Here is a 23,932-nt window from a genome sequence, read left to right on the forward strand (position 1 = left end):
CGTTGACTAGCCAGAGAATCCGATTGAATCTAAATCTCAAGCCGTGCTACGATAACCGAGCATTCCAAGAACTGGCTTGGTCCTTGCAATTACCTTTTTAATGGAGTCATAGCTATGAAGAAAAGCTTATTGGCACTCGGCGCTGTAGCCGCTCTTGGGGGCCTGGGGTTCTCTGGTGCTGCACACGCTGTGTGGGTTGCTCAAGACGTCGCACTCGCGCCGGCACAAACACTGAGCGCGTCTACCGACACTGGCGTTGGTCACATTCTGGTTACTCCTTACTTCAACACAGCTAACCAAACTGGTACGCTGCTGTCTGTTGTGAACACGGATACCCTGAACGGTAAAGCTGTCAAAGTTCGTTTCCGTGGCGCTGCCAACTCAGACGATATTCTTGACTTTACAGTTCTGCTGTCACCTGGTGACGTCTGGACTGCATCCGTCACAGAAGGTTCTGATGGTTACTCGCGTCTGATCACGCCTGATACATCATGCGTACTGCCTGGTATCCCGAACGCTGCCAACACTGGTGGTGAAGGCCAGCCTTTCACGCCTACCCGTCTTGATCCTAAGCTGACGGCCGAAGCCAAAGCTGCGCACACTCAAGAAGGTTATGTTGAGTGGCTGACTATGGCCGACATCCGCAAGGGCTCTACACTGTACGCTGCTGTCAAGCACAAAAACGGTGTGGCACCTTGCACGCAGACCGAGATGGATTTCCTGATGGATCCATATTCGACAATGAACACCACAGAAGCATCGGCCTACGGCCTGACAGCTCCTACTGGTGGTCTGATGGGTAACTGGACGATCTACAACTCGGCGAACGTGACCTCCTACGGTGGTCCTAACTCCGCGATTGTGGCTCTCCAATCCCAAGAAGCTGGTCCAGCAGTGCCTTCGACTGCTCGTCTGTTCTTCGCGCCACAGATCGGTGCTTCTGCTCCGAACTTCCCAACAGATCCAGATCTGGTGTGGTCGCAAGAGATTCTCACAGGCACTCGTACTCACCTCGCCGAAACAGCTGATCCACTGATCACTACTGTTGGCAACGGTGGTAGCAAGCTTGTCGAAATCCTTCCGTTCGACTTGCCTGACCTGTCTACGCCTTACGTCAGTGGCTACCAGTACGCTCCGACTCAGTCGGGCGCTCTGAGCGCTTCGCTGGCTACTACGGCTGTGATGAACGAGTGGACTTCCGGCACCAGCAACGGTGTTGAGTTCTCTACTGACTGGGTGTTCTCGCAACCAACACGTCGTTACCACGCTGTGGTGAACTACGGTGGCTTGTCTGGTACTCCTTCAGCTGTGTACAACACCCAATCTTCGGTGTTCTACTACGGCGGTGGTACCACGATCAAGACACGTAAGTTCGGCGACGTTCAGTATGGTTCGATGCTCTGCTTGAAAGACGGTTTGGCAAAATACAATGCCTTCAACCGTGAAGAAGGCGAGATCACCATCCGTATCAGCGGCGAATGGTCGCCAGGTACGCCAGCCGGTGAAACCCAAGGCTTCTGCGGCGAAGTCGCAGTGTTGACCTTCGGTGACTCGATGAACCGTGCTCTGAACGCTTCGTTGACCACTAACAACATCCCAGCTACGAGCCTGCCTGCTGGCGGCGCTGGTTGGATGGCTGTGAGCCTGCCACCTGCTGTGACTATCGGTACTCCCCCACGCACTTATGCTGGTGGTTTGCCTGTGATCGGTTACGCTGCTAACACCTTCAAGGCCGGCAGTGGCGCGGGTGCTGGTAACTTTGGCGATGCGATCACGCACCGCTACAAGCGTCCTTCAGGTCCTGCTGCGGAAATCGTTCCACCAGTGGTGACTCCTTAAGCGCATTTGAATGAAGCTGCACCGCAAGGTGCAGCCCAATTCAAGCTTTTGATTAAAGCGGAGGGCAACCTCCGCTTTTTTTTCGTGTTCGCTAATGCTTACGAATACGTGAACGTTCAGGCAGAGCGCGGCGCGTATACTCGTGCTTTTGAAATCCAATCTCGAATCTCAGCAGTGAGGCTGATGTCTTAATTGTGCGCATAAAGGGGAATGCCTCTGGCCCTTAGGCTGTTAACGCACGAGGCAGGACAACTTGTCGGCTCAGGTAATCCCAGCCAGAACAAGGCGATCGGGGTTTATCTCCGGATGCTGAAATTTTGATGCTTATTCATAAACGTTTTTCTTCCCTGTTATTCGCTGCTGCAGCCTTGTTTTCCGCTGTAGTCACAGCGCAACCTACTTCCTCTACACCTGCACCCGCGACTGCGACTGCGGCCAGTGGCGAAGACGCGGTCATCCTGCGTGGCCCAGGTGGTGAAGTTACCGCTTCGCAGTTGCTCGCCGCTGTAGAGCGATCTGTGCCGGTCAGCCTGCGCGAAAGTTTCTTTTCAAAGCCTCAGAACATTGAGCAGATGGCGCTCTCCATATACTCCCGTCAAACCTTGGCTCGGCAGGCACGCCAACAAGGGTTTGATCAGAAGCCTGAAGTCGCCGGGCTTACTGGCACCGAGCGCGAACAAGCGCTGGCCGATCTCTGGGCAACCAGCCAGGCGGAAGCTCGGCTGCCGACTCCTCAGCAAATTGAGCAATATGCGCGCTCAGTGTATGAAGTACAGAACGCCAGCGTTCGCGATACGATCCAGTTGAGGGTTCGCCACATCATGCTGGAGCCTTCCCCGTCGTTGCCAGATGAGCAAGCCAAAGCGAAGGCAGATAATTTGTTGGCCCAGCTCAAGGCTGGCGCAGTTTTTGAAGAGCTGGCTCGCGCTGAATCAACCGATCAAGGCAGCGGTGCCAGGGGCGGTGAGCTTCAGAAGCCTTTTGAACTAGGCCCGGACCGGACTGCATTTGAATCAGCGGCCGCTGAGCTGACCGCACCAGGCCAGATCAGCGGAGTTGTTAAATCCGCTGACGGCTATCACATCATCCAACTGATCGAGCGTAAAACCCTTACCGGATTCGAGCGCCGCCGCGCCGAAATGGTGGCGGAAACGAAAGCACAATTAACCGCTAGAGCCCGTGTTCAAGTGCTGTCTGCAGCTCAAGCCGGAGCGCAGCCCAACGAGGCGGCGATATTAGCCTTGGTGCGTGCACCTACTGCCAAGTAATTGTTAGAGCCCTTTCTCCGTTGAGATGAAGAGCTGAGTTGGGATTGCAAAAGAATCGTGAGCCTCCCCGATTAAAGAAGAGGCGATAAAACCATGATGCATATATTAAGCAGTCTGGGCGAGGATTTTCGCGCACTATGGAGTTTACGTCGCCTGGTGGGCGTGCTTACACGCCGTGAGTTCGAGGCACGCAACGCAGGCTCGGTTGGTGGCATTCTTTGGGCATGGCTGCCCCCGCTGTTAACGGTTTTTGCCTATTACCTCGTGTTTGACGTCGTTTTCTCCATGCGTCTTGGCGAGCATGCGCCCACTAGCCGCGTTGGGGCCTACCTGATCGTGGGCATGCTGCCCTGGATGGCCTTTGCAGACGCCACACAGCGCGGAATGAGTAGCCTCCTGGATGCAGGCGGCATGCTGCAGAAAAACCCGCTGCCACCCGCTATTTTTCCGGCGCGCGCTGTTCTCGCGAGCACGCTGGTGTTCTCACCCTTAGTCTTGCTGCTGATCCCTATCTACACACCCGCGCACCACTTCGGGCTGGGGGTCACAGCGGTATTGCCGCTATATGCACTGCAGGTGCTTCTGTGTTTTCTATTGGCCTATTTTTTGGCCATTTTTGCGGCCGCCCTTCGGGACGTCGTGCAGGTCGTTGGATTCCTGCTTTCCATCGGTATCTTTCTTTCCCCTGTGCTTTTTCCAGTCACCATGTTCCCGGAGCCTTGGCGCTGGGTGCTTTGGTTAAACCCCATGTCTGCGTTTGTCATGGGGTATCAGTCCGCATTGCTTCAGGGTATGTGGCCCCCGGCTGAGGTGTGGGGTGTGGTGGCGATCTGGCTGTCTGCCTTGGGCCTAGTGCTCAACATGGCACTCTCGCGCAGCCGAGACCAATTGGTCGACTGGCTATGAGTGGCTCGGCGATGACTCTGCACGCAGATCCCGTGCCATTGAAGCTCAACAAGCTCGGCAAGGAATACCTGATCTATGACTCACCGCGCGCGCGGCTGAAGGCCTTGATCACGGGCCGTGCCTTGCACCGCAGCCATTGGGCCCTGCGCGATGTGTCGTTCGAGCTTAAGCGCGGCCAATGCCTGGGCGTGGTGGGCGCCAATGGAGCGGGCAAAAGCACGCTGCTCAAACTGATTACCGGAACACTCCAACCATCGCAAGGGCAGGTGGTTCGTAGCGGACGCATTACGGCTATCCTGGAGCTGGGCGCTGGATTTCATCCGGATTTCACCGGGCGCCAAAACCTCTACTTCGGTGGCAGCCTGATTGGCATCACGCAGGCGGAGATGGCGCGCATAGAGCCTGAAATCCTTGCGTTCGCTGAGATTGGAGAGGCGATCGATCGCCCGGTGAAGACGTATTCGTCAGGGATGGCCGTGCGACTTGCTTTCGCGCTGGTGACAGCGGTGGAACCTGATCTGCTGATCATTGATGAAGCGTTGGCAGTGGGTGATCAGCATTTCCAGAAAAAGTGCATCAAACGAATTGAGCAATTCAGGCGCAACGGTTGCACCATCTTGTTTTGCTCGCATAGTCCATACCACGTGCGCCAACTCTGTGATGTGGCGCTTTGGCTGGATGGTGGGCGCGTCATGCAGTTTGGCGAGACCGAGCCGGTGCTGGGTGCCTACGAGATGCACACGCGCTTGCTTTCAGCTCCGCCAGAATCTGCTGCAGAGGCTTCAGGGCAAGCGCCAGAGGCGCTGATTCTTCCCACTGAACAGTTGGAGGCGGTCGCTGATCCCGAGGCCAGTGCGGCCATTACTTCAGCAGCTCCCCGGCAGCCCTTGCAGTCCGATGCCACGGCCACGATCATTTCAGTCGATATCGCGAACCTCGGTGAAGGCGATCCGCCATTGCTGGACAGCCGTGACCTGGTTGCCACGATCACGGTGCGCGGGCATGGCCAGGAGCAGCCCAACATCGGGTTCATGATCGAACAATCGCGCGGCGTTGGCATTACATCACTGGCTACGCATGAAGAAGGTGCCAAGCCTGTAGAGATCGAACCAGGCATTTGGCGTTCGGTGCTCACCTTCCCTAAGCTTCCGTTGCACAGTGGGCAATACGTGATCAGCGCCTACCTGTTCGATGAGAGTGGCCTCGTGGTGTATGACCAGTGGTACCAGTTCATGCATTTCAGCTTCGTCATGCCGACCCTGATGCCCGGATTGGTAAAGTTGCCGCATCATTGGGCATGACGAGATAAGGAGGCTCCCTCGTTACCTCAGGTTCACCTGGGATTCTCGAGCAGGGGCCAAAAATGAGCCTTAGAACATCTAAATAAATGACCCAAGAACAAGACCCCATTCTTTCTTTGCAACAAGGTGAAGCCCTTCTGGCAGCCGGTGACAGTGCAGGTGCGGCCAAAGCGCTTGGCGAGGCGCGGCGGGACGCGCGCACTCGTCTGACAGCGCACAATTTGATCGAACGCCATGGGCTCGACGACGGCTTTGGCCACTGGATGGGGTTGAACTGCGAGATATCGCCGCAGGACGACATCTTTCGCTTTTTCGACGGCCATCCTACGTCCATCAACCCACTGCGCGACTACCTGGCAGACGGCTGGCGCACGCTGGCCGAGCTGATGCTGCTGCTGGAATCAGCAGGTCGGCCGCTGCTTGGTGTGGGGAGTTTTCTGGAGTTTGCCAGTGGTCATGGCCGCTTCACGCGCCATTTGGTCAAGGCTATTGGTGCAGAGCGGGTGGTGGCCTCTGACGTCGTTACGGACGCCGTGGACTTCGCCCGGGAGACGCTTGGCGTGCGTGCATTCGCATCGGCTGCCCGGCCCGAGGAACTGGTCACTCCAGAACGCTATGAGGTGGTGTTCGTGCTCTCGTTGTTCAGTCACTTACCCAAAAGCAGTTGGTCGCGCTGGCTGACTCGGCTTTACGACTGTGTGGCGCCCGGTGGCCTGCTGGTATTCACTACCCATGGAGCAGAGGCCGTGCGCCGTCAGGGTGTGACCCTTGATGATGAAGGATTTTTCTTCGCGCCTTCTAGTGAATCGAACGCCATCGATGCCCAGGAATACGGAACGGCTTTCACCAGCGCAGACTTCGTAGAGGCGCAAATTACCCAACATATCGGTGCGAGTAGCTTGCTTCGCCATGCACCCACCTGGTTCTGGCACCACCAGGATGCCTGGGTGATCCAGAGGCCTTGAATCGCGAACACGTTCTAAAGGTGGTCGCTTCGAAGCAGAAGTAGTCCACATACGAGAAAAGCGCATGCTCCAGTCTTTGGTGCATGCGCTTTTTTTTTTACGCCGTTAGAACGCGGAGTGCCCGTCCAGGGATTCAGGTCAGGAGGGCCTATTTCTTCAACCAACTCTTGACGCGGGTCTGCCAGCGCAAGGGAATGGCCCTGGCAACCCTTGAGAGCACAGGGAGGGAGCGCAAACGTACTAACAGCGTTAACAGCAGTCCCTTGCTTCCGGCCGAAACCTGCGCCGTGGAAGGCGCTTGGCGCAAAAGTGTGGCCAACTCAGGGCCGGGGGTGGAGGGCGCCGCCAATCCTTGCAGATATTCGCCTGCATACCATTTCTTGGGCTCACCCACGTTGGCATGCACGAGGAGTTCGTGTTGAGCGCTGGTTTCGATGGGCAGCATAGGAGTAGCAGGTCCTTGGCCCGTGGCGAAGTGCCGTGCGCGCACATCCACAAAGAATGACAGCCATTGCGCAGGCGTTTGCTTCCACGGAATTACCCAGGTCCATGCGCGCCCGGTAAGGCGCTCAGAGAAGGCGCCGAGATCTGGTGCGACCACGGGCCAGCCACCCAGAAGGCACGCGGACAGGGTGTAGCTATAAGTCTCTGGCCATTGCGCAGGGAACCAGATCAAGTCAGGTTGCAGCCATTCGAGCAGCGAGGGGAGTTGTTCTTCCTCGTACTGGCCGTGCACTGTCAAGCGGGCGCCAGGCTGTGTGCGCATGGCGCGGTAACCGTACCCAATCAGATGAAACTCGACCTGCGCCCCTTGCTTGGCAGCTGCTATGGCGACATCTTCAAGTATGTCGGCGCCCTTAATGATGCTGAGGGCACCGATAACGGCGATTTTTAGCGGGCGCGATCCCTCCAGCCGTGCAGGCGAGGGCGCGGGCAGCAAAGCGGAGTGGTCGATGTCGGTGTGCGGCACCACGCGAGCGGCCGCATTGGGCACCAGCTTCGCTACCCGGCTCATGGCATCGCGTGCGGGGGCGAGCAGGAATCTGGTACCCGAGAGAAAGCTGGTATGGGCGCTACGCCAGGTCATGATGTCCATGCCCCCGGGGGCGGGTGAATCAGCCAGGCAGGTCATGCATTGCTCCACGCCGAGTTCGCCGCAATAGCCGTTGCTGCGGTCGGTGAGGGAGATCTGGGGGCAAATGGTGTAGTAATCGTGTGCCGTGAAATCGTAGCTCACGCCCAACTGCTGGGGAAGCGTTCGGACGAATTCTCCGTTGCCCAGCAGATGATGGAAATGAACATGCTGCACGCCAAAGCGCAGCAGGGCGTCGATCAACGCTGCTTGCTCGCCTGGTAACGAGAAGATCAGCTCGAAACTCTCTTCCGGGTCTGGCAGGCGAATACTGACGCGCTGCCCTGGCAGAGGCCTGAGCACCAGGAACTGGGCGCGCTCTCGCAGCACTGAGGCCAGTTCGTGCACATGCCTCTCCGTACCGCCCTGGCGGTCGTGCAGCACAGCAAGAATGACGGGTCGATGGCCATCCCTGATACGTGCTAAATCGGCCGCAAGGCGCGCCGCGTGCGCGGGATCGACCTTGAGAAAGCGCATGACATCGCCTTCGTAGCGCGGATGTAGCCGGCGGAGGGTTTCCATGGCGGCCTGCTCGCGCGGGCTTTTGGAAGCTCCGAAGCTGACGCCTCCGGCATGGCGCACAAAGGTGTCGAGCACATGAAGATTTCGCCACCCGGCATCCGAAGCGCGAACGCAAAAATCGTTCTCTTCGCCGTAGCCCTTGCCGAAGTTCTCTACATCGAATAAGCCCACCGCTTGCAACGCATCACGGCGGATGTACATGCAAAAGCCAATGCCAGTAGGTACATCGACCACCTGGCCAGGATTGGTGCGTGCGAACAGTGCATCTAGCCGTGCGGTGTCCCAGCCTTCAGGCAACTCGTTGTCGGCACAAAAGCGCGGGTAGCTGCAAATCGTGGCGTTGTTCGAGAAGGGCGTGACGGAGGCTATTCGCTGATCGCAGTAGGCGGCAGCGCGGATACGGTCGAGCCAGTCATTGGCCACTTCGGCATCGCTGTTGAGAAGCAGTGTGTCATTCGTGCCTGAAAGCGCCATCCCGCGGTTGACAGTACCCACGAACCCCAGATTGCTTTCGTTTTCCAGCAATTCGATGCGGCTGTCCGTGGCTGCGATCTCTCGTAGCCACGCTGTGACCTCTGGCTCAGGACTGGCATCGTTAATGATGATGAGCCGCCACGGAGTGCGGCACTCAGAGCGCAGCACTGAGAGCACGCAGCATTGCGTATCAGACAAGCCCCTATAGACCGGAACAATGACGTCAACCGGGTGGTCTGCCGGAATGAGGGCTTGTGCGGCCTTCTCTAATGGGGCGCCCTCTGGTGCCGGGCCTCGGCCAAGCAATCGATCCATTTTCATTTTGGCGCGTACCAGCGGTCGGCTGACCCGAAAGACAGTAGAGTTTTCGAGAAATTGAATGTGCTGGATCGCTTCATCTCGCTGCGCACCAATCGCATGCAGCTGCAGCTTCTGGTTGCGTAGCTCGTTGCTTTGATCTGTGAGGGAGCGTCGCACTTGGGCGAGTTCTTCAGCATGCCGTGTGGCCAACTGCTCGTGCTGGGCGCCGAACTGCTCGTGGAGCTGAGCCAGATCACGGTGGTGCTGCTCTGCGATTTCTGAGCGTTCGCGTTCAACCTGCTCGCCCAACTCGCGGTGAATTCGTGTGAGTTCCAGTTGCTGGCTCGCCTGCAGCTCTTCCCGTTCGAGGTTTTGCGCCGCTTGCAGCTCTTCCCTGGTCAGGGTAACTCTGCGCTCTGCGGCTCGTGTTCTCGTCTCGAATTCGGTCACGGCGCTGGAGAGCGCGAGATAGTCCGCCGACATAGGCCAGCCCATGTCTATCTCCAGGTGCCCTCCGGCGGCTGCAGCAGTCACCGGCGCGGTGATTGGCAGCTCTACCCAGGGGTCGCTTCCATGCAGCAGCGCGAGCAGCGTGGGCGACACATCGCCCAGCGGGCGGAACAGTATTTCCTGGTGAGGGGCGCCGGTGAGCAGGGTTGCCTCTTCTCCTCGCCATTGCCAAAGGCGTGTGCCGTCGGCCGCGAACAAACGCATGGCGTGGAAATGCACGAAACCGGGACGGTCGGCCGGATCAAGCCGGAGGGTGCGAACGATGGGCGCCGTTGGTAAATCAAAGCGCAGCGTCTGGTGCGATTTCCCTATGATGCCCGCAGCGCTGATTTTGTCCTGTTGGGCGTAGGCAGTTGATGAGTTCTCGCCTTCGGTACCGAGGAAAAGCTCGGCCGTGAAGAAGGCGTGCGCTGGCAGGGCGGGGGAAGGAGCCTGGCGGTCTACGGTGCTTAGCTGCTCGCCTGCGGCCAGTGGCCGGACGATGGCGATGAACTGATAGGTCAGCGCATCGGGCAGGGCCAGCAAATGCCGCGCCACGTTGGGGGGCAGGGCGTCGAAGGATGATCGGAATTCGGATTCCGGCAGTTGGCGATCAATGGTTTCCAGGTGTTCCGCCGCCCAGCCTTGCTCGGCCAGGAACCTCTTCAGGCTTTGGCGCGTGAAGAAATGGACATGGGTTTCATCCAGCAGGCCTTCGGGGCGATAGAGGAATTCGCCAGCCATCAATTCAGCGATCAGGCCGGTATAGGCTACGTTCGGAATAGAAAGCAGAACGCGCCCGCCAGGAGCCAGTAGCCCCTTGCATTCAGCCAGCACCCGATCTGGGTGGCGGATGTGCTCAAGCACATCGGCGCAAATGATGATGTCGTAGCTAGCGGGCTCGAACAGCTCAACAAGCTGCACGGTATCGAGATCGGCGACTTCGACCCGGCGATAGTGCGCTGCGGCCAATCTTGCCTCGTCCGAGCTGATGGTCAAGCCATCAATATTGACGCTGCCGCTCTTTTCCTTCAAATAGCGCCCCACGGCCCCGCTGCCGCATCCGAGATCGAGTATTCGTGCGTCAGGAGGAATATGGCCGGCTAGAACCGAGAGGGAGCTTCGTTCGCGGGAATCGATTTGCCGCTCGTAGATATGCAGCGGAAGAGGAGATAGCGCCATGAGAATCTTCAATGCCGAAGAACGGAGAACGACCAGGAGCCTGTGGATTTGCGAATCCGGCGAAAACCACTCGCTGGTACCGATTTCGCTCTCGGTGCTCCTCCGTGAGACTCCTGAGGGCGCCGAAACTTGTTATCTTGCGCTATTTCCCCAGGGTAAGTGTCTGATGCTACCATGCACGGCTTTTCGGTTTCGACCCTGCCCACGGGGTTTTGCGCATGCTTTGTTACAAAACATAAAGCTGCCGACCTATTAAGAAAAACACAGCGACAGGCCTAAACTGAGCACCGCCGGATTCGGTGACCCACACACATGATTTCCCTCGCGTTGCTTGCCTTTGTGTTGTCCCTGGTGTTTACCTTATGGGTGCGCCGGGTGTTTATCCGTTCCTCAGCCTTTTACGCATCGGATGCGCCTCAACGATTCCATTTAGGGCATGTACCCCGCATGGGGGGGGTGGGCTTGCTGATGGGTTGGGCCTTGGCGCTCGCGGCGCTCCCGGCATTGCAATGGGCGGGAATGGCGGGCAACATTGATCTCGATTCAAGCTTGTTCCGCTGGCTGCTCATGCTGCTGCCCGCCTTCGCGGGTGGTGTCCTGGAGGATCTCACACAGCGGCTCACCGTACGCTGGCGCTTGCTGCTGACCTTGAGTTCCGGCTTGTTGGCGTGGTGGCTTTTAGGCGTATCCGTGCCAAGCCTGGGTTTTGAATGGATCGATGGCTTCTGGAGCCGCTGGCACTGGCTGGGGGTTGCGCTGGCCGTGCTGGCTGTGACGGGCTTGCCGCATGCCTTCAACATCATCGATGGCTACAACGGTTTAGCGGGTGCGGTGGCGATGGTGGTGTGCCTGGCGCTCACGCACGTGGCTATTCAAGTGGGGGACCGCGAACTTGCTGCGGTGGCTATGGCGCTGGCCGCAGCCACTGCCGGGTTCCTGGTCTGGAACTATCCGCGTGGACTCATTTTTGCGGGTGACGCGGGGGCTTATGTATGGGGCTTGCTAATTGCCACCATCAGCTTGCTGCTGGTGCAACGCCACCCTTCGGTCTCGCCCTGGTTTCCCTTGCTGCTGTTGATCTATCCGGTGTGGGAAACGGTGTTCTCGATCTACCGCAAGCTGTGGCGTGGTGTTTCGCCCGGCATGGCGGATGCGCTGCATCTCCACCAACTGGTGTACCGGCGCCTGGTGCGCAGCGTTTTGCATGAAGACGAAGTCAAGAACATGCTCAAGCGCAATAACCGTACTGCGCCGTACCTCTGGAGCTTCATTGTGCTGACCGTGGTGCCGGCCACGTTGTTTTGGCGATACAGCGGTTTGCTGCTTGCGTTTTGCCTGCTTTTTGCGGTGAGTTATGTGGTCGCTTACGTGATGCTGGTGCGTTTCAAGGTACCACGTGTGTTCCAGCCCCCTCGCCAATAGGCCCCTATGGTTTTCCGACAGGGGCTTCGTCACGGTGAGTAACTATCATCACCGCTTCACCTCACTTACTCCGAGCCCGTCATGAATACAGATGCCGTTCAAATCCCGCCGCGAGACAAGGCCGAGATCCTGGCCCAGGCCTTGCCGTACATTCGCAAGTTCCACGGCAAGACCATGGTCATCAAGTATGGTGGCAACGCCATGACTGACCCCGCGCTGCAGCAGGCTTTCGCTGAGGATGTGGTGCTGCTTAAGCTGGTCGGGATCAACCCGGTGGTGGTCCACGGCGGCGGCCCACAGATCGAAGCAGCGCTCAAGCGATTGGGCAAGGAAGGCCGATTCATACAGGGCATGCGGGTGACCGATTCCGAGACCATGGAAGTGGTCGAGTGGGTGCTGGCCGGCGAAGTGCAGCAAGATATTGTGGGTCTGATCAACCAGGCTGGCGGTAAAGCGGTGGGGCTTACCGGCAGAGATGGTGGCCTCATTCGCGCGCGCAAGCTCAAGATGCTCGATCAAAAGGATCCCAGCGTCGAGCACGATATAGGCCAAGTGGGGGATATTGAGCAGATTGACCCGAGCGTGGTCAAAGCCCTGCAAGACGATGCCTTCATTCCAGTCGTGAGCCCCATCGGATTTGGCGCGGAAAACGAGAGCTACAACATCAATGCGGACGTTGTCGCGGCCCGGCTTGCCATGGAGTTGCAGGCCGAGAAATTGCTCATGCTCACCAACATTCCCGGCGTGCTCGATAAACAAGGCAACCTGTTGCCTGAACTCACCCCCGCGGGCATTGATGGACTGGTAGCGGATGGCACCATCAGCGGCGGCATGCTGCCCAAGATCGCCGGTGCGCTCGATGCCGCCAAGAGCGGGGTGAATGCCGTGCACATCATCGACGGCCGCGTGCCCCATGCGCTACTTCTTGAAGTGTTGACCGATCAAGCCTTCGGGACCATGATCAAAAGCGCCTGAATTTCAGGAGTGCGAGCTTCGCAAGCAAGCACTCCTGTGCAGTCTGGCAACACGCGATACAGCGAAAAATTCGGCATGCTGTAGGGGTGCTGCACCGTTGGCGGCGTGTCACTGGTACAGTGTGGGAATCATTTGGACACAAATGATTCATCATGCAGCCAGCTGAAGAACACTCTCACCAGCCCATCCGGGATGCCAATATGACGGAACAGTCTCTGTCCCCAGCGGCCACTCGCAAGCGCCCGAAGCCGGGCGAGCGACGAATACAGATTCTGCAGGTATTGGCCCAGATGCTGGAGCGTCCGGAGAGTGAGCGCATCACCACGGCAGCCTTGGCCGCGCGCCTGGACGTGAGCGAAGCCGCGCTGTATAGGCACTTTGCCAGCAAGGCGCAGATGTTCGAGGCCTTGATCGACTTCATTGAAAGCAGTTTGTTCAGCCTGATCAATCAGATCAGCGAGCGCGAGCCTGCTGGGGGGGGCAGAGCTGCACGCATCGTGGTCATGGTGTTGCAGTTTGGCGAGAAAAACCCAGGCATGACACGCGTAATGGTGGGAGACGCGCTGGTGTATGAACATGAGCGGTTGCAGCAACGCATGACCTTGCTGTTCGACAAGCTCGAAGCCGCACTGCGCCAGTGCCTGCGCGATGGGACTCCCGAGTCTGCCGTGGCCCTGACTCCGGAACGCGATGCCCAGGTGAGAGCGTCGGTTCTTGCGGCATTTGTCGCGGGACGCCTCCAACGGTTTGCACGATCCGATTTCAAACGTTCTCCGCTGGAACACCTGGACGAGAGCCTGAAACTCCTGTCTCCGCCTGCAGTTTAAGAACCCGACCTTTCAACCTTTTCCGCGCGGGTGTTTTACTCTCCCTCCCGCAATGCGGGAGAGGCTGATGCAGGCGCGCCTGCCGACTTGAGTCCCAGAACCCGCGGACGTGAGCCGTTTTTACTCCTTCCCCCACGCCGGGCGCACCCACGGGGGAAGGAAAAACAGATTGCACGCTCGAAAGGCCTTGGAGGCTATGGCTCTAAGCGTTTGTCCACAAAGAATTCTTAAGCATTACGGGTAAATACTTACCTCAAACACTTCTCTTTGACTTGGCGTGATCACCCAGATGATGGAAAATAAAACGACCGTTCGTTTTATTTAATTCATGTCTTCCAACTCCCCTGTCGCCCGTCGTAAGCCCCCTGCAGATGCTGCCCCCGTGGCACGCGTGCTGCCCAAAGGCCAGCAGACCAAGGCGGCTATCGTGGATGCGGCGCTGCGTATGGCTACCCAGGTTGGCCTGGAAGGTCTGTCCATAGGCACCTTGGCAGAGGCCATAGGGATGAGCAAGTCTGGCGTGTTTGCCCATTTCGGCTCGCGTGAAGAATTGCAGATTTCAGTCGTGAACGAGTACTACGCCCGTTTCGAGCGGGACGTGTTCTACCCCGCACTGCAAGAGCCACGCGGCTTGCCTCGCTTGCGAGCCATGTTTGCCAACTGGATGCGCCACACCGGCGCTGAGCTCGATTCGGGCTGCATTTTTATCAGTGGCGCCGTCGAATTCGATGACCGCCCTGGCCCGGTGCACGACGCGCTCGCACAGTCCGTGGGTTCGTGGCTGGATGCCATGACACGCGCCGTTCGGCAGTCACGCGAAGAAAACCATCTCTCCAGTGAGATCGACGAACGCCAGGTCACCTTTGAGGTTCACGCGCTGATCCTCGCCTTGCACTACGAAGCCCGCTTCCTGCATCTTCCCGGCGCGGTAGAGCGCGCCACACGGGGCTTCGAAAGCATTCTTTCGCGCTATTCCGTCAGCAATTAACCACTTCTCTTTTCTACTCAGTTTTCAAGGAGCCAGCCAGCCATGCCTACCTACAACCCGCCCCTGCGCGATATGCAGTTCGTCATGTACGAGGTGCTCAATGTGGTTGATGAACTCAAGGCCATCCCTCGTCACGCCGATCTCGATGCCGACACCCTGAACGCGATACTCGAAGAGGGTGGCAAATTCGCCTCCGAAGTGATTCAACCCTTGAATCTGGGCGGAGACCTTGAGGGTTGCGTACTCGACAAGACCACGCACGAAGTCAAAACACCCACTGGCTTCAAGGAAGCCTACGCCAAGTACGTAGAAGGGGGCTGGGCGGCGCTGTCTTGCGATCCAGCCTATGGCGGCCAGGGCTTGCCCGTGGTTGCCAACCAGTGCGTCTACGAGATGCTGAATGGCGCCAACCAGGCTTGGACCATGTACCCGGGCCTTTCGCACGGCGCATACGAAGCGTTGCACGCGCACGGCACCCCGGAGCAGCAGAAAAAATACCTGCCCAAGATGACCAGCGGTGAATGGACAGGCTCCATGTGCCTCACCGAGCCGCATTGCGGCACCGATCTGGGCCTTCTTCGGTCGAAGGCGGAGCCGGTTGGAGATGGCACGTACAAGATCACGGGCAACAAGATTTTCATCAGTGCCGGTGAGCACGATATGGCGCCCAACATCCTTCACCTGGTGCTTGCGCGACTGCCCGATGCGCCCAAAGGCAGCAAAGGCATCAGCCTGTTCCTGGTACCGAAATTCAATGTGAATGAAGACGGCAGCTTGGGTGAGCGCAATCCGGTCTTTTGCACCGGCTTGGAACACAAGATGGGCATTCACGGCAATTCAACCGCTCAGCTGAGCCTGGAAGGTGCAGTAGGCACGCTCGTGGGGGAGCCGAACAAAGGCTTGCAAGCCATGTTCGTGATGATGAATGCGGCACGGTTGGGCGTGGGCAATCAATCTCTTGGCCTGACCGAAGTGGCCTATCAGAACGCCCTGGCTTACGCCAAAGACCGCCTGCAGATGCGCAGCCTCTCTGGCCCCAAGGCGAAAGACCTGCCAGCGGACCCCATCATCGTGCATCCGGATGTTCGCAAGATGCTGCTCACTGCCAAGGCCTATGCCGAAGGCGGTCGGGCGATGTCCATCTATTGCGCCATGTTGCTCGACAAAGCGCTCTACCACCCGGATGAAAAGGTGCGCAAGGAAAGTGACGAATTGGTCGCGTTGCTCACGCCCATCGTCAAGGCCTTCCTGACCGACAACGGTTTTGCTGCCACCAACCATGCGATGCAGGTGTTCGGAGGCCATGGCTACATCCATGAGACCGGCATGGAACAATACGTACGAGATGCTCGCATCAACATGATCTATGAAGGCACCAACACCGTGCAGTCGCTTGATCTGCTGGGCCGCAAGATCCTTGGCAACCAAGGTGCCACGCTGAAGAAATTCGGCAAGCTGATCGCCGTTCTTGTTCAAGAGGAAGGCGTTAACGAGAAGATGAGTGAATTCATCAACCCGCTGGGCTACCTGGCTGATCAGATGACCAAGTTCACCACTGAGATCGGGTTCAAGGGTTTCATCAACCCGGACGAAGTAGGTGGAGCCAGTGTGGATTACCTGCGTGTGGCAGGGCACTTGGTGTTCGGTTATTTCTTCGCACGCATGGCCAGCGTGGCGCTGAAAAAGCAGGCAGAAGGCAATACCGATCCCTTCTACACCGCCAAAATTCAGACCGCACGTTTTTACTTCGCGCGCTTGTTCCCCGAAACCGCGAGCCTGATGCGCACCGCGCGTTCAGGCGTTGCAAACCTGTTGGACACCGAAGAGGCGCTGGCATGACCTTGCGCCCTACGCACGGTCTCGTGCCATGGATGGCGGCCAGGTTGTCAGTCGCTGCCCTGGCCCTGGCGACAGGCGGGGCCTGGGCTCAGATGACGCCTGTTGGCACTTGGCAGAGCATTGATGACTCCACCAAGCAGCCCAAGGCGCAGATCGTGATTGCGGAGTCCGCTGGCGTACTTACTGGTCGGATCGAGAAGATCCTCCGAAAAGATGCAGACCAGAACGCGGTTTGCGATAAGTGCAGCGGTGAACGGAAAGATAAGCCCGTGGTGGGGCTCGAAATCATTCGTGGCGCCAAGAAAGCCGAAGGCAAAGACGTGTGGGAAGGCGGGCGCATTCTTGATCCAGAAAAAGGCAGTGACTACGCCCTGCGCATGACACCTATCGAGGCCGGCAAGAAGCTGGAAGTGCGCGGCTCCATCGGTCCTTTCGGACGCACTCAGACCTGGACCAGAGTCCAGTAACGAGCGTCCGCCCCCGTAGAAAGAATTGCTGAAAATGTCCCGATTCAATGTGAAGAAAGTCGCCGTGCTTGGCGCTGGCGTGATGGGTGCACAGATTGCTGCGCACTTGGTTAACGTCAAGGTGCCTGTCATCTTGTTCGATCTGCCAGCCAAGCCTGGCGAGGATGGCAAGCCCGTGCCCAAGAACGGCATCGTCTTAAGGGCTATCGAGAATTTGAAGAAGCTCAAGCCTTCGCCGTTGGGCGTGAGCGACGAAGCCGATCTGATCGAAGTGGCGAACTACGAAGATGATCTGAAGAAGCTCAAGGGCTGCGATCTCATCATCGAAGCCATCGCCGAGCGCCTGGATTGGAAGAGCGATCTGTATCACAAGATTGCCCCGTTTGTAGCCAAGCATTCCATCTTGGCGAGCAATACCTCGGGCCTGTCCATCACCAAATTGAGCGAGGCTCTTCCTGAAGCATTGCGACCGCGCTTTTGCGGCATCCACTTCTTCAATCCGCCACGTTATATGTACCTGGTGGAGTTGATCGCCACGCCGGGCACTCAGCCGCAGGTCATGGATGATCTGGAAGCCTTCGTGACCACCGCGCTGGGTAAAGGCGTGGTGCGTGCCAAGGACACCCCCAACTTCATTGCCAATCGAATCGGCACAGCCGGCATGTTGGCCACCATGAAGGAAGTGGAAAAGTTCGGCCTGACCTTTGATGTCGTGGATGACCTCACGGGCAAACGCCTGGGTCGTGCGTCCAGCGGTACTTTCCGCACCATTGATGTGGTGGGTCTGGATACCGTAGGGCACGTTATCAAGACCTTGCAGAACAGCCTCAGTCCTGAGACTGATCCGTTCTACGAGAGCTTTGGCACGCCCGCTGTGTTGGCGAAGTTGCTGGAGATGAAGAATCTTGGCCAGAAAACCGGTGCAGGCTTCTACAAGAAGGTCGGCCGCGACATTCTGCGCTTTGATCTGTCTGCAAGCGAATATGTGCCTGGCGGCCAGAAGGCTGATGAGGTGTATGGCCGCATGTTGAAAAGGCCTGCTGGGGAGCGGCTGAAACTGCTGCGCAACGCTGAAGGGCCACAAGGGCAATTTCTCTGGGCCATATTGCGAAACAGCTTTCACTACGCAGCGGTGCATCTGCAAAGCATTGCTGAGACAGCTCGCGATGTCGATCAGGCCATGCGCTGGGGCTTCGCGATGAAGCAAGGCCCCTTCGAGCTGTGGCAGGAAGCTGGCTGGCTGGAAGTGGCCAAGATGATCCAGGAAGACATCGATGCTGGAAAGTCGATCTCTAACGCGCCGCTGCCTGAATGGGTGTTGACGGGTCCTGTCGCCGAAGCTGGTGGCGTGCACACCGAACAAGGTTCGTGGAATCCTGCGAGCGGCCGCTTTGAGCCTCGCCGCAAGCTGCCGGTGTATGAACGGCAGCTCTTTCCTGAATTGTTGTTGGGAGAGGGTGGTCCCCGCCCCGCCACCGCAGGCAAGACCTTGCACGAGACGGGTGCCGTCCGTATCTGGACACTTGATGACGAGGTGCTCATCGCCACGTTGAAGACCAAGATGCGTGTCATCAGCCCCGAGGCTGGTGAAGGCCTGATGCAAGCCGTGGATCTGGCAGAAAGCCAATTCCAGGGCTTGGTCATCTGGCCCGAGGATGATCCTTTTTCCGTCGGTGCTGATCTCCAGTCCATGTTGCCCGGTTACGTGGCAGGGGGTGCTGGGTTGGTGGACTCCATGGAAAAAGAGCTGCAAGAGTTGATGCTGCGTGTGCGTTATGCCAACGTGCCTGTGATCTCGGCCATTCGCGGAATGGCGCTAGGAGGCGGGTGCGAGCTGGCAGTGCATTCTTCGCGTCGTGTGGCCATCATGGAAAGCTACATCGGCTTGGTGGAAGTGGGTGTCGGCTTGGTGCCTGGTGCAGGCGGCTTGACCTATCTAGCCCGCCGCGCTTACGAGAACTCGCAAGCCAGCGCCGGCAAGGACCTGCTGCCCTTCCTGACCGAAGGCTTCACAGCAGCTGCCATGGCCAAGGTGGGCACCAGCGCGCTTGAGTCTCGCAAGCTTGGGTATTTATTGTGGAGCGATGTGGTGGTGCCTAACAAGGACGAACTGCTTTACGTGGCGACCAATGAAGCCAAAGCGATGCACCGCGCTGGTTATCGACCGCCTCATAAGAAGCAGTTTGCAGTGGCTGGCCGCGATGGCAAGGCGACCATTCAGGGGCAACTGGTGAATATGCGTGATGGCGGTTTTATCAGCCAGCATGATTTCCACGTTTCCAGCCTGATCGCCAACGTATTGACTGGCGGTGACGTCGATCCGGGCACCATGGTGAATGAGGAGTACTTGATGACCCTTGAGCGCCAGGCCTTCACTTCGCTGCTTGGCCATGCCAAGACGCACGAGCGGATCATGGGAATGCTGTCGACGGGCAAACCGGTCAGGAACTGAGCAGGCCCTCACCCCAACCCTCTCCCGCGCGCGGGAGAGGGGGCAAGACCCCCCTATGCACTCTAGCAACGAGACGATCGCCAGACCCGCAACCGTTCAAGCCGAGCGAGAGTCTTCTGTGCTTCCATTGGATCGAGCGGTTCCGTTGGATCAAGTGGTTGCATTCGATCAAACGATTCCATTGGGTCAAGCGATTCCATTGGATCAAGCGATTCAAGCAGTTCCATTGAATCGAGCTCTGCCCCGAAACTCCCTCTCCCGCGTGCGGGAGAGGGCTGGGGTGAGGGTGCGCGCTCGCGCGCTACGCCAGTCTCAAACTGACGCGGAAGGCATGCTCTGGAGCAAGTTGCGTGATCGTCGTCTGTTGGGGCTGAAATTTCGACGTCAGCGCCCCATCGTCGGCTACTACGCCGATTTTGCTTGTTTAGAAATCGGTCTCGTGATTGAAATCGACGGTGGCCAGCATGCTGCTCCTGAGGCAGTTGATCGAGATCGCCATCGCAGTAAGGCCTTGTCGCGAGAAGACTTTAATGTGCTCCGTTTCTGGAGTCATGAGGTGCTTCGTGAAACAGAAGCCGTTCTGGAAAAAATCAGACTAGTTGCTGAAAAACGTGCCGCTCTTCTTACCCTTGAGCCGGGTGCCCCCACTGTCTCACGTATGCGAGAGACAGCGTTCAATAGCTGAAGACATTGATCATGACCAAACAAATCCAAGACGCCTACATCGTCGCCGCCACCCGTACCCCCATTGGCCGTTCGCACAAGGGTTACTTCAAATCCACCCGCCCAGACGACCTGCTGGCCCATGTTCTGCGCGCAGCAGTGGCACAGACTCCAGGGCTTGACCCTGCGGCCATTGAAGACATCATCTGCGGATGTGCCATCCCTGAAGCGCAGCAAGGCCTGAACATCGCACGCATTGGCGCGGTACTGGCCGGCCTGCCCAAAAGCGTGGGCGGCATCACGGTGAACCGCTTCTGCGCATCCGGCCTGTCGGCCGTACAGATGGCAGCAGACCGCATCCGCGTAGGCGAGGCAGACGTCATGATCGCTGCAGGCGTCGAAAGCATGAGCATGGTGCCTATGATGGGCAACGCGCCCTCCCTCTCGCCCAGCATCTTTGCGAACACCAACAACGTCGACGATTACGGTATCGCTTACGGCATGGGCCTCACGGCTGAAAAAGTCGCGCAGCAGTGGAAAGTCTCCCGCGAGCAGCAAGACGAATTCGCGTACGAATCACACATGAAGGCTCTGGCGGCGATGAAAGCCGGAGAATTCACGGACGAAATTCTGCCGGTCGAGGTGATCGAGCGGAGCGTGAACCTCAAGACCGCCGAGGTCTCCCAAGCACTGCGCACAGTGAATATTGACGAAGGCCCGCGTGCGGGCACCACCATGGAAGGCCTTGCCAAGCTGCGCACCGTGTTCGCCGCCCGCGGCTCGGTGACGGCAGGCAACAGCTCGCAGACCAGCGATGGTGCCGGCGCACTCATCCTGGCGAGCGAATCGGCGGTCAAGCGTTTTGGCCTGACTCCGTTGGCACGCTTCGTCAGCTACGCCGCCAAAGGCGTTCCACCACAGATCATGGGGATTGGCCCCATCGAAGCCATCCCCGCTGCTTTGCGCAATGCCGGTCTCAAACAGGATGACATCGACTGGTTCGAGTTGAACGAGGCCTTTGCCGCTCAATCGCTGGCGGTGATCAACACCTTGGGCCTGGACAGATCCAAAGTCAACCCCATGGGCGGCGCGATCGCCCTCGGCCACCCGCTAGGCGCCACAGGAGCCATCCGCTCTGCAACCGTTGTACATGCATTGCGCCGGCACAATAAGAAATACGGCATGGTCACTATGTGCGTAGGCATGGGGCAAGGCGCTGCGGGAATCTTCGAAAGGGTGTGATGCGCTGGTAGCGCGGCCTGCGTAGGCGACGCGGCCATGCATTGCGAATGCACTAGATGTCCGCAGTGACCCACGGCCGGCACCCCGGGCTGTGGTGTCATAGGGGGTCGTACCGTTCAACATAAAAAAGGTGAGGAAGACCAGCATGACTCGCACGTCCCAGGTTGCCAACCATCCATTTGACGAAGCCATGGCGCTGGTGCCCCTGGCCCCCAGCGCTGACGAGCATGGAACGGATCTGCCGCGTCAGTTCGACGGTCGGACGCATTCGGACTATGCGAACATGGTCGGCCCGTTCGGAGGCGTCACAGCAGCACAGGCGTTGCAGGCGGTACTGCAGCATCCGCAACGTTTGGGCGAGCCGATATCGTTAACGGTAAATTTCGCCGCGGGTTTGGTGGATGGTCCCTTTCGGGTCGAGGCTCGGCCCATGCGTACCAACCGATCCACGCAGCACTGGGCGGTGACTTTGTGGCAGACAGGCGCCAATGGGGTCGATGCCGTCATGCTCACAGCCACAGCGGTCACCGCTGTCAGGCGTTCCACCTGGAGCGCAGTGGATGAGCCCATGCCCGCCGCTTTGCCGCCCTCCAGCGTAGCCAGCCAGCCTCTCATGGACCGCGTGCGCTGGGTTAATCGCTATGACATGCGCTTGGTGGCGGGGTCGATTCCCAAGCATTGGGACGACGCGGAAGCTGACAGCCTCACCCAGCTATGGCTGCGCGATAATCCTCCGCGCGTGCTGGACTACGCCAGCCTCACCGCGCTGGCGGACGCGTTTTTTCCTCGCATCTGGCAGCGTCGCGCGCGCATGACACCTATCGGCACTGTGTCCTTGACGGTGTACTACCATGCCGGCCTTGAAGAACTGGCCGCTACCGGCGATGGTTTCCTATTCGGTCAGGCGCGCTCGCAGTCGTTTTTTAACGGCTTCTTCGACCAGAGCGCTCAGTTATGGAGTGAGGCCGGCCATCTACTAGCCACCACGCACCAGATCGTCTATTACAAAGAGTGAGGCATGGCGCGCGCTCGTCGTACCATGCGGCCTTAGAACGGCAACACGCTCTTATGGCTTGCTTCATCCTCGTGCATCCCAGGCGTGCCACTAGTGCACTTAACAACCCTTTCCAGGTCTTCTATGTCTGAAATTCTTTCCCATCTCGATGCTGGCGTGCTGACGCTCACCTTCAACCGCCTGGAGCGCAAGAACTCCATCAAGGTGTCCATGTACGAGGCGCTTGCCGACGCCATCGAAAAGGCTGCGGGCGATGCCGACACTCGCGTGATCGTCTTCCAGGGCCATGAAACTGTGTTTTCCGCCGGAAACGACCTGCAAGATTTTCTTGCCAACAAACCGCAGGGCATGGATGCACCTGTGTTCCGTTTTCTGCGCGCCATCGCCACTTTCCCCAAGCCCATGCTGGCTGCGGTGTGTGGACCGGCGGTGGGGGTTGGTACCACCATGTTGTTGCACTGCGATTTGGTCTACGCGGGCGACAACGCCGCGTTCTCCATGCCCTTCGTCAACCTGGGTTTGTGCCCGGAAGCCGCTTCCAGCTTGCTGCTGCCACGCATGTTTGGCTATCACCGGGCTGCCGAAGCTCTGCTGCTGGGCGAGCCGTTCTTTGCTGAAGCGGCGCTTGAGGTGGGCTTGGTCAACCGGATCGTGCCTCCCTCGGAAGCCAACGGTCTGGCTCAGGCCCAAGCACGCAAACTGGCGGCCAAGCCGCTGGCCAGCCTGATCGAAACCAAACGCCTGATGAAAGGCGGACAGCAGGAAGAGGTGCTCAAGCGCATAGGCGAAGAGGCCGCCAGCTTCGGCCGCATGTTGGGCGAGCCTGCCGCGCGCGAAGCCATGACGGCGTTCATGGAGAAGCGCTACCCGGACTTCAGCAAGCTGTGACGTTGAGCCCCCCTGAGTCACCTTCGGTGCCTTCCCCCCAGGGGGACAACGCTGATGGCCGGCGCAGGTCCGTCCATGGCGTTCCGCGCATGGCCTGCTCCGCGGCCTTCTGATCTTGCTCCCTCTCCCTCTGGGAGAGGGCTGGGGTGAGGGCAAGCGGTGGTTGCGAATTAGCTCTTTTTGGCGGGCATGATGTCCGAAATAATCCTTCCGTTGTGGACCGAAAAAGGACGTCGGTGATTGAGACGCTGACCCTCAACGGTTGGCCGGCCCCGCCCAACCCTCTCCCGCCTGCGGGAGAGGGAGTAAAACCATTCGCTTGCGACTGACGATTGCAGGGCCGAGCGAAGCAATGGCCCGAATCAAGTTCCCCACCCCTTGAGGCCGTGCCGAGGAGCACAGGGCAAGGGGCGGGCAAGAGCACTGAAAGATGCTCTTGCTTCGTGAACTAGGGCGTGTTAACACTAATTGAGTTACCCCTGGGTGGCCAGAGATACTTCATCCATGGAAATCACACCAGCCCAGTTTGCCCAGATCGAGCACTGCCTTCCTGTACAGCGCGGCAATGTAGGTGTCTCGAATTTGGACGTGTTGAATGCGATTCTTTATGTTGCTGAGCACGGGTGCAAATGGCGTGGCCTGCCCGCGCGCTTGGGCAACTGGCACACCATCTACACGCGCATGAGTCGCTGGTCCAAGAGTGGCGTGCTCGATCGTGTGTTTGCCGAGCTTCAGCAGGCCCAAGTTGTGCGCATCAAGATCGAGGCAGTGTCGCT

The 23,932-nt window shown here is 58.4% G+C and carries 18 protein-coding genes; 17 read left to right on the top strand and 1 reads right to left on the bottom strand.

Annotated elements, in window-relative coordinates:
- The first annotated feature begins 114 nt into the window (after positions 1-114).
- From G518_RS0107600 to G518_RS0107625, 5 genes are all read left to right on the top strand, one after another.
- On the top strand, positions 115-1,839 hold the full coding sequence (locus G518_RS0107600; protein WP_028602012.1) for a hypothetical protein: 1,725 nt from the start codon (positions 115-117) through the stop codon (positions 1,837-1,839).
- A gap of 320 nt (positions 1,840-2,159) precedes the next feature.
- Positions 2,160-3,107, top strand: coding sequence for a peptidylprolyl isomerase (locus tag G518_RS0107610; protein ID WP_028602014.1), 948 nt, complete (start codon positions 2,160-2,162; stop codon positions 3,105-3,107).
- A gap of 93 nt (positions 3,108-3,200) precedes the next feature.
- Positions 3,201-4,013 carry an ABC transporter permease gene (locus tag G518_RS0107615; protein ID WP_036593833.1) on the top strand — a complete coding sequence of 271 codons (813 nt, stop codon included), beginning with the start codon at positions 3,201-3,203 and terminating at the stop codon, positions 4,011-4,013.
- Positions 4,014-4,024: 11 nt separating this feature from the next.
- Positions 4,025-5,314 carry an ABC transporter ATP-binding protein gene (locus tag G518_RS0107620; RefSeq protein ID WP_028602016.1) on the top strand — a complete coding sequence of 430 codons (1,290 nt, stop codon included), beginning with the start codon at positions 4,025-4,027 and terminating at the stop codon, positions 5,312-5,314.
- An 86-nt stretch (positions 5,315-5,400) separates the two neighbouring features.
- Entirely contained in the window at positions 5,401-6,279 is an 879-nt protein-coding gene (locus G518_RS0107625; RefSeq protein ID WP_028602017.1) for an SAM-dependent methyltransferase, read from the top strand.
- A 148-nt stretch (positions 6,280-6,427) separates the two neighbouring features.
- On the opposite strand, the gene G518_RS0107630 is transcribed toward G518_RS0107625, so the two are convergent.
- Positions 6,428-10,378: a methyltransferase domain-containing protein gene (locus tag G518_RS0107630; protein WP_028602018.1), complete on the bottom strand. Its 3,951-nt coding sequence runs from the start codon at positions 10,376-10,378 to the stop codon at positions 6,428-6,430.
- A gap of 312 nt (positions 10,379-10,690) precedes the next feature.
- On the opposite strand from G518_RS0107630, the gene G518_RS0107635 reads away from it, so the two are divergent.
- The 12 genes from G518_RS0107635 to G518_RS0107690 all read left to right on the top strand — a co-directional run.
- A complete protein-coding gene (locus G518_RS0107635; protein ID WP_028602019.1) occupies positions 10,691-11,800 on the top strand; it encodes a glycosyltransferase family 4 protein in 1,110 nt (369 codons plus the stop codon).
- An 81-nt stretch (positions 11,801-11,881) separates the two neighbouring features.
- Complete coding sequence (gene argB / locus G518_RS0107640) at positions 11,882-12,775, top strand: acetylglutamate kinase (protein ID WP_028602020.1); 894 nt, start codon at positions 11,882-11,884, stop codon at positions 12,773-12,775.
- Positions 12,776-12,927: 152 nt separating this feature from the next.
- Positions 12,928-13,602, top strand: a complete 675-nt coding sequence (gene slmA, locus G518_RS0107645) for a nucleoid occlusion factor SlmA (RefSeq protein ID WP_036593836.1) — start codon at positions 12,928-12,930, stop codon at positions 13,600-13,602.
- A gap of 328 nt (positions 13,603-13,930) precedes the next feature.
- Positions 13,931-14,590 carry a TetR/AcrR family transcriptional regulator gene (locus G518_RS34305; RefSeq protein ID WP_051236199.1) on the top strand — a complete coding sequence of 220 codons (660 nt, stop codon included), beginning with the start codon at positions 13,931-13,933 and terminating at the stop codon, positions 14,588-14,590.
- 42 nt (positions 14,591-14,632) lie between these two features.
- The gene (locus G518_RS0107655) at positions 14,633-16,429 is read left to right on the top strand and encodes an acyl-CoA dehydrogenase C-terminal domain-containing protein (RefSeq protein WP_028602022.1); all 1,797 of its coding nucleotides are present in this window, start codon (positions 14,633-14,635) and stop codon (positions 16,427-16,429) included.
- A gap of 32 nt (positions 16,430-16,461) precedes the next feature.
- Positions 16,462-16,896, top strand: a complete 435-nt coding sequence (locus G518_RS0107660) for a DUF2147 domain-containing protein (RefSeq protein WP_028602023.1) — start codon at positions 16,462-16,464, stop codon at positions 16,894-16,896.
- Positions 16,897-16,930: 34 nt separating this feature from the next.
- Entirely contained in the window at positions 16,931-19,348 is a 2,418-nt protein-coding gene (locus G518_RS0107665; protein WP_028602024.1) for a 3-hydroxyacyl-CoA dehydrogenase/enoyl-CoA hydratase family protein, read from the top strand.
- A 154-nt stretch (positions 19,349-19,502) separates the two neighbouring features.
- Complete coding sequence (locus G518_RS34310) at positions 19,503-20,033, top strand: endonuclease domain-containing protein (protein WP_245597919.1); 531 nt, start codon at positions 19,503-19,505, stop codon at positions 20,031-20,033.
- Positions 20,034-20,044: 11 nt separating this feature from the next.
- Positions 20,045-21,253 carry an acetyl-CoA C-acyltransferase gene (locus tag G518_RS0107675; RefSeq protein ID WP_028602025.1) on the top strand — a complete coding sequence of 403 codons (1,209 nt, stop codon included), beginning with the start codon at positions 20,045-20,047 and terminating at the stop codon, positions 21,251-21,253.
- Positions 21,254-21,398: 145 nt separating this feature from the next.
- Positions 21,399-22,268, top strand: coding sequence for an acyl-CoA thioesterase (locus G518_RS0107680; protein WP_028602026.1), 870 nt, complete (start codon positions 21,399-21,401; stop codon positions 22,266-22,268).
- A gap of 123 nt (positions 22,269-22,391) precedes the next feature.
- The gene (locus G518_RS0107685) at positions 22,392-23,156 is read left to right on the top strand and encodes an enoyl-CoA hydratase (protein ID WP_028602027.1); all 765 of its coding nucleotides are present in this window, start codon (positions 22,392-22,394) and stop codon (positions 23,154-23,156) included.
- Between the two features lie 504 nt (positions 23,157-23,660).
- A partial coding sequence (locus G518_RS0107690) for an IS5 family transposase (RefSeq protein WP_028602028.1) occupies positions 23,661-23,932 on the top strand: 272 nt, incomplete at its 3' end.

The sequence above is a fragment of the Ottowia thiooxydans DSM 14619 genome, from assembly GCF_000422885.1.
GTDB classification, from domain to species: domain Bacteria; phylum Pseudomonadota; class Gammaproteobacteria; order Burkholderiales; family Burkholderiaceae_C; genus Ottowia; species Ottowia thiooxydans.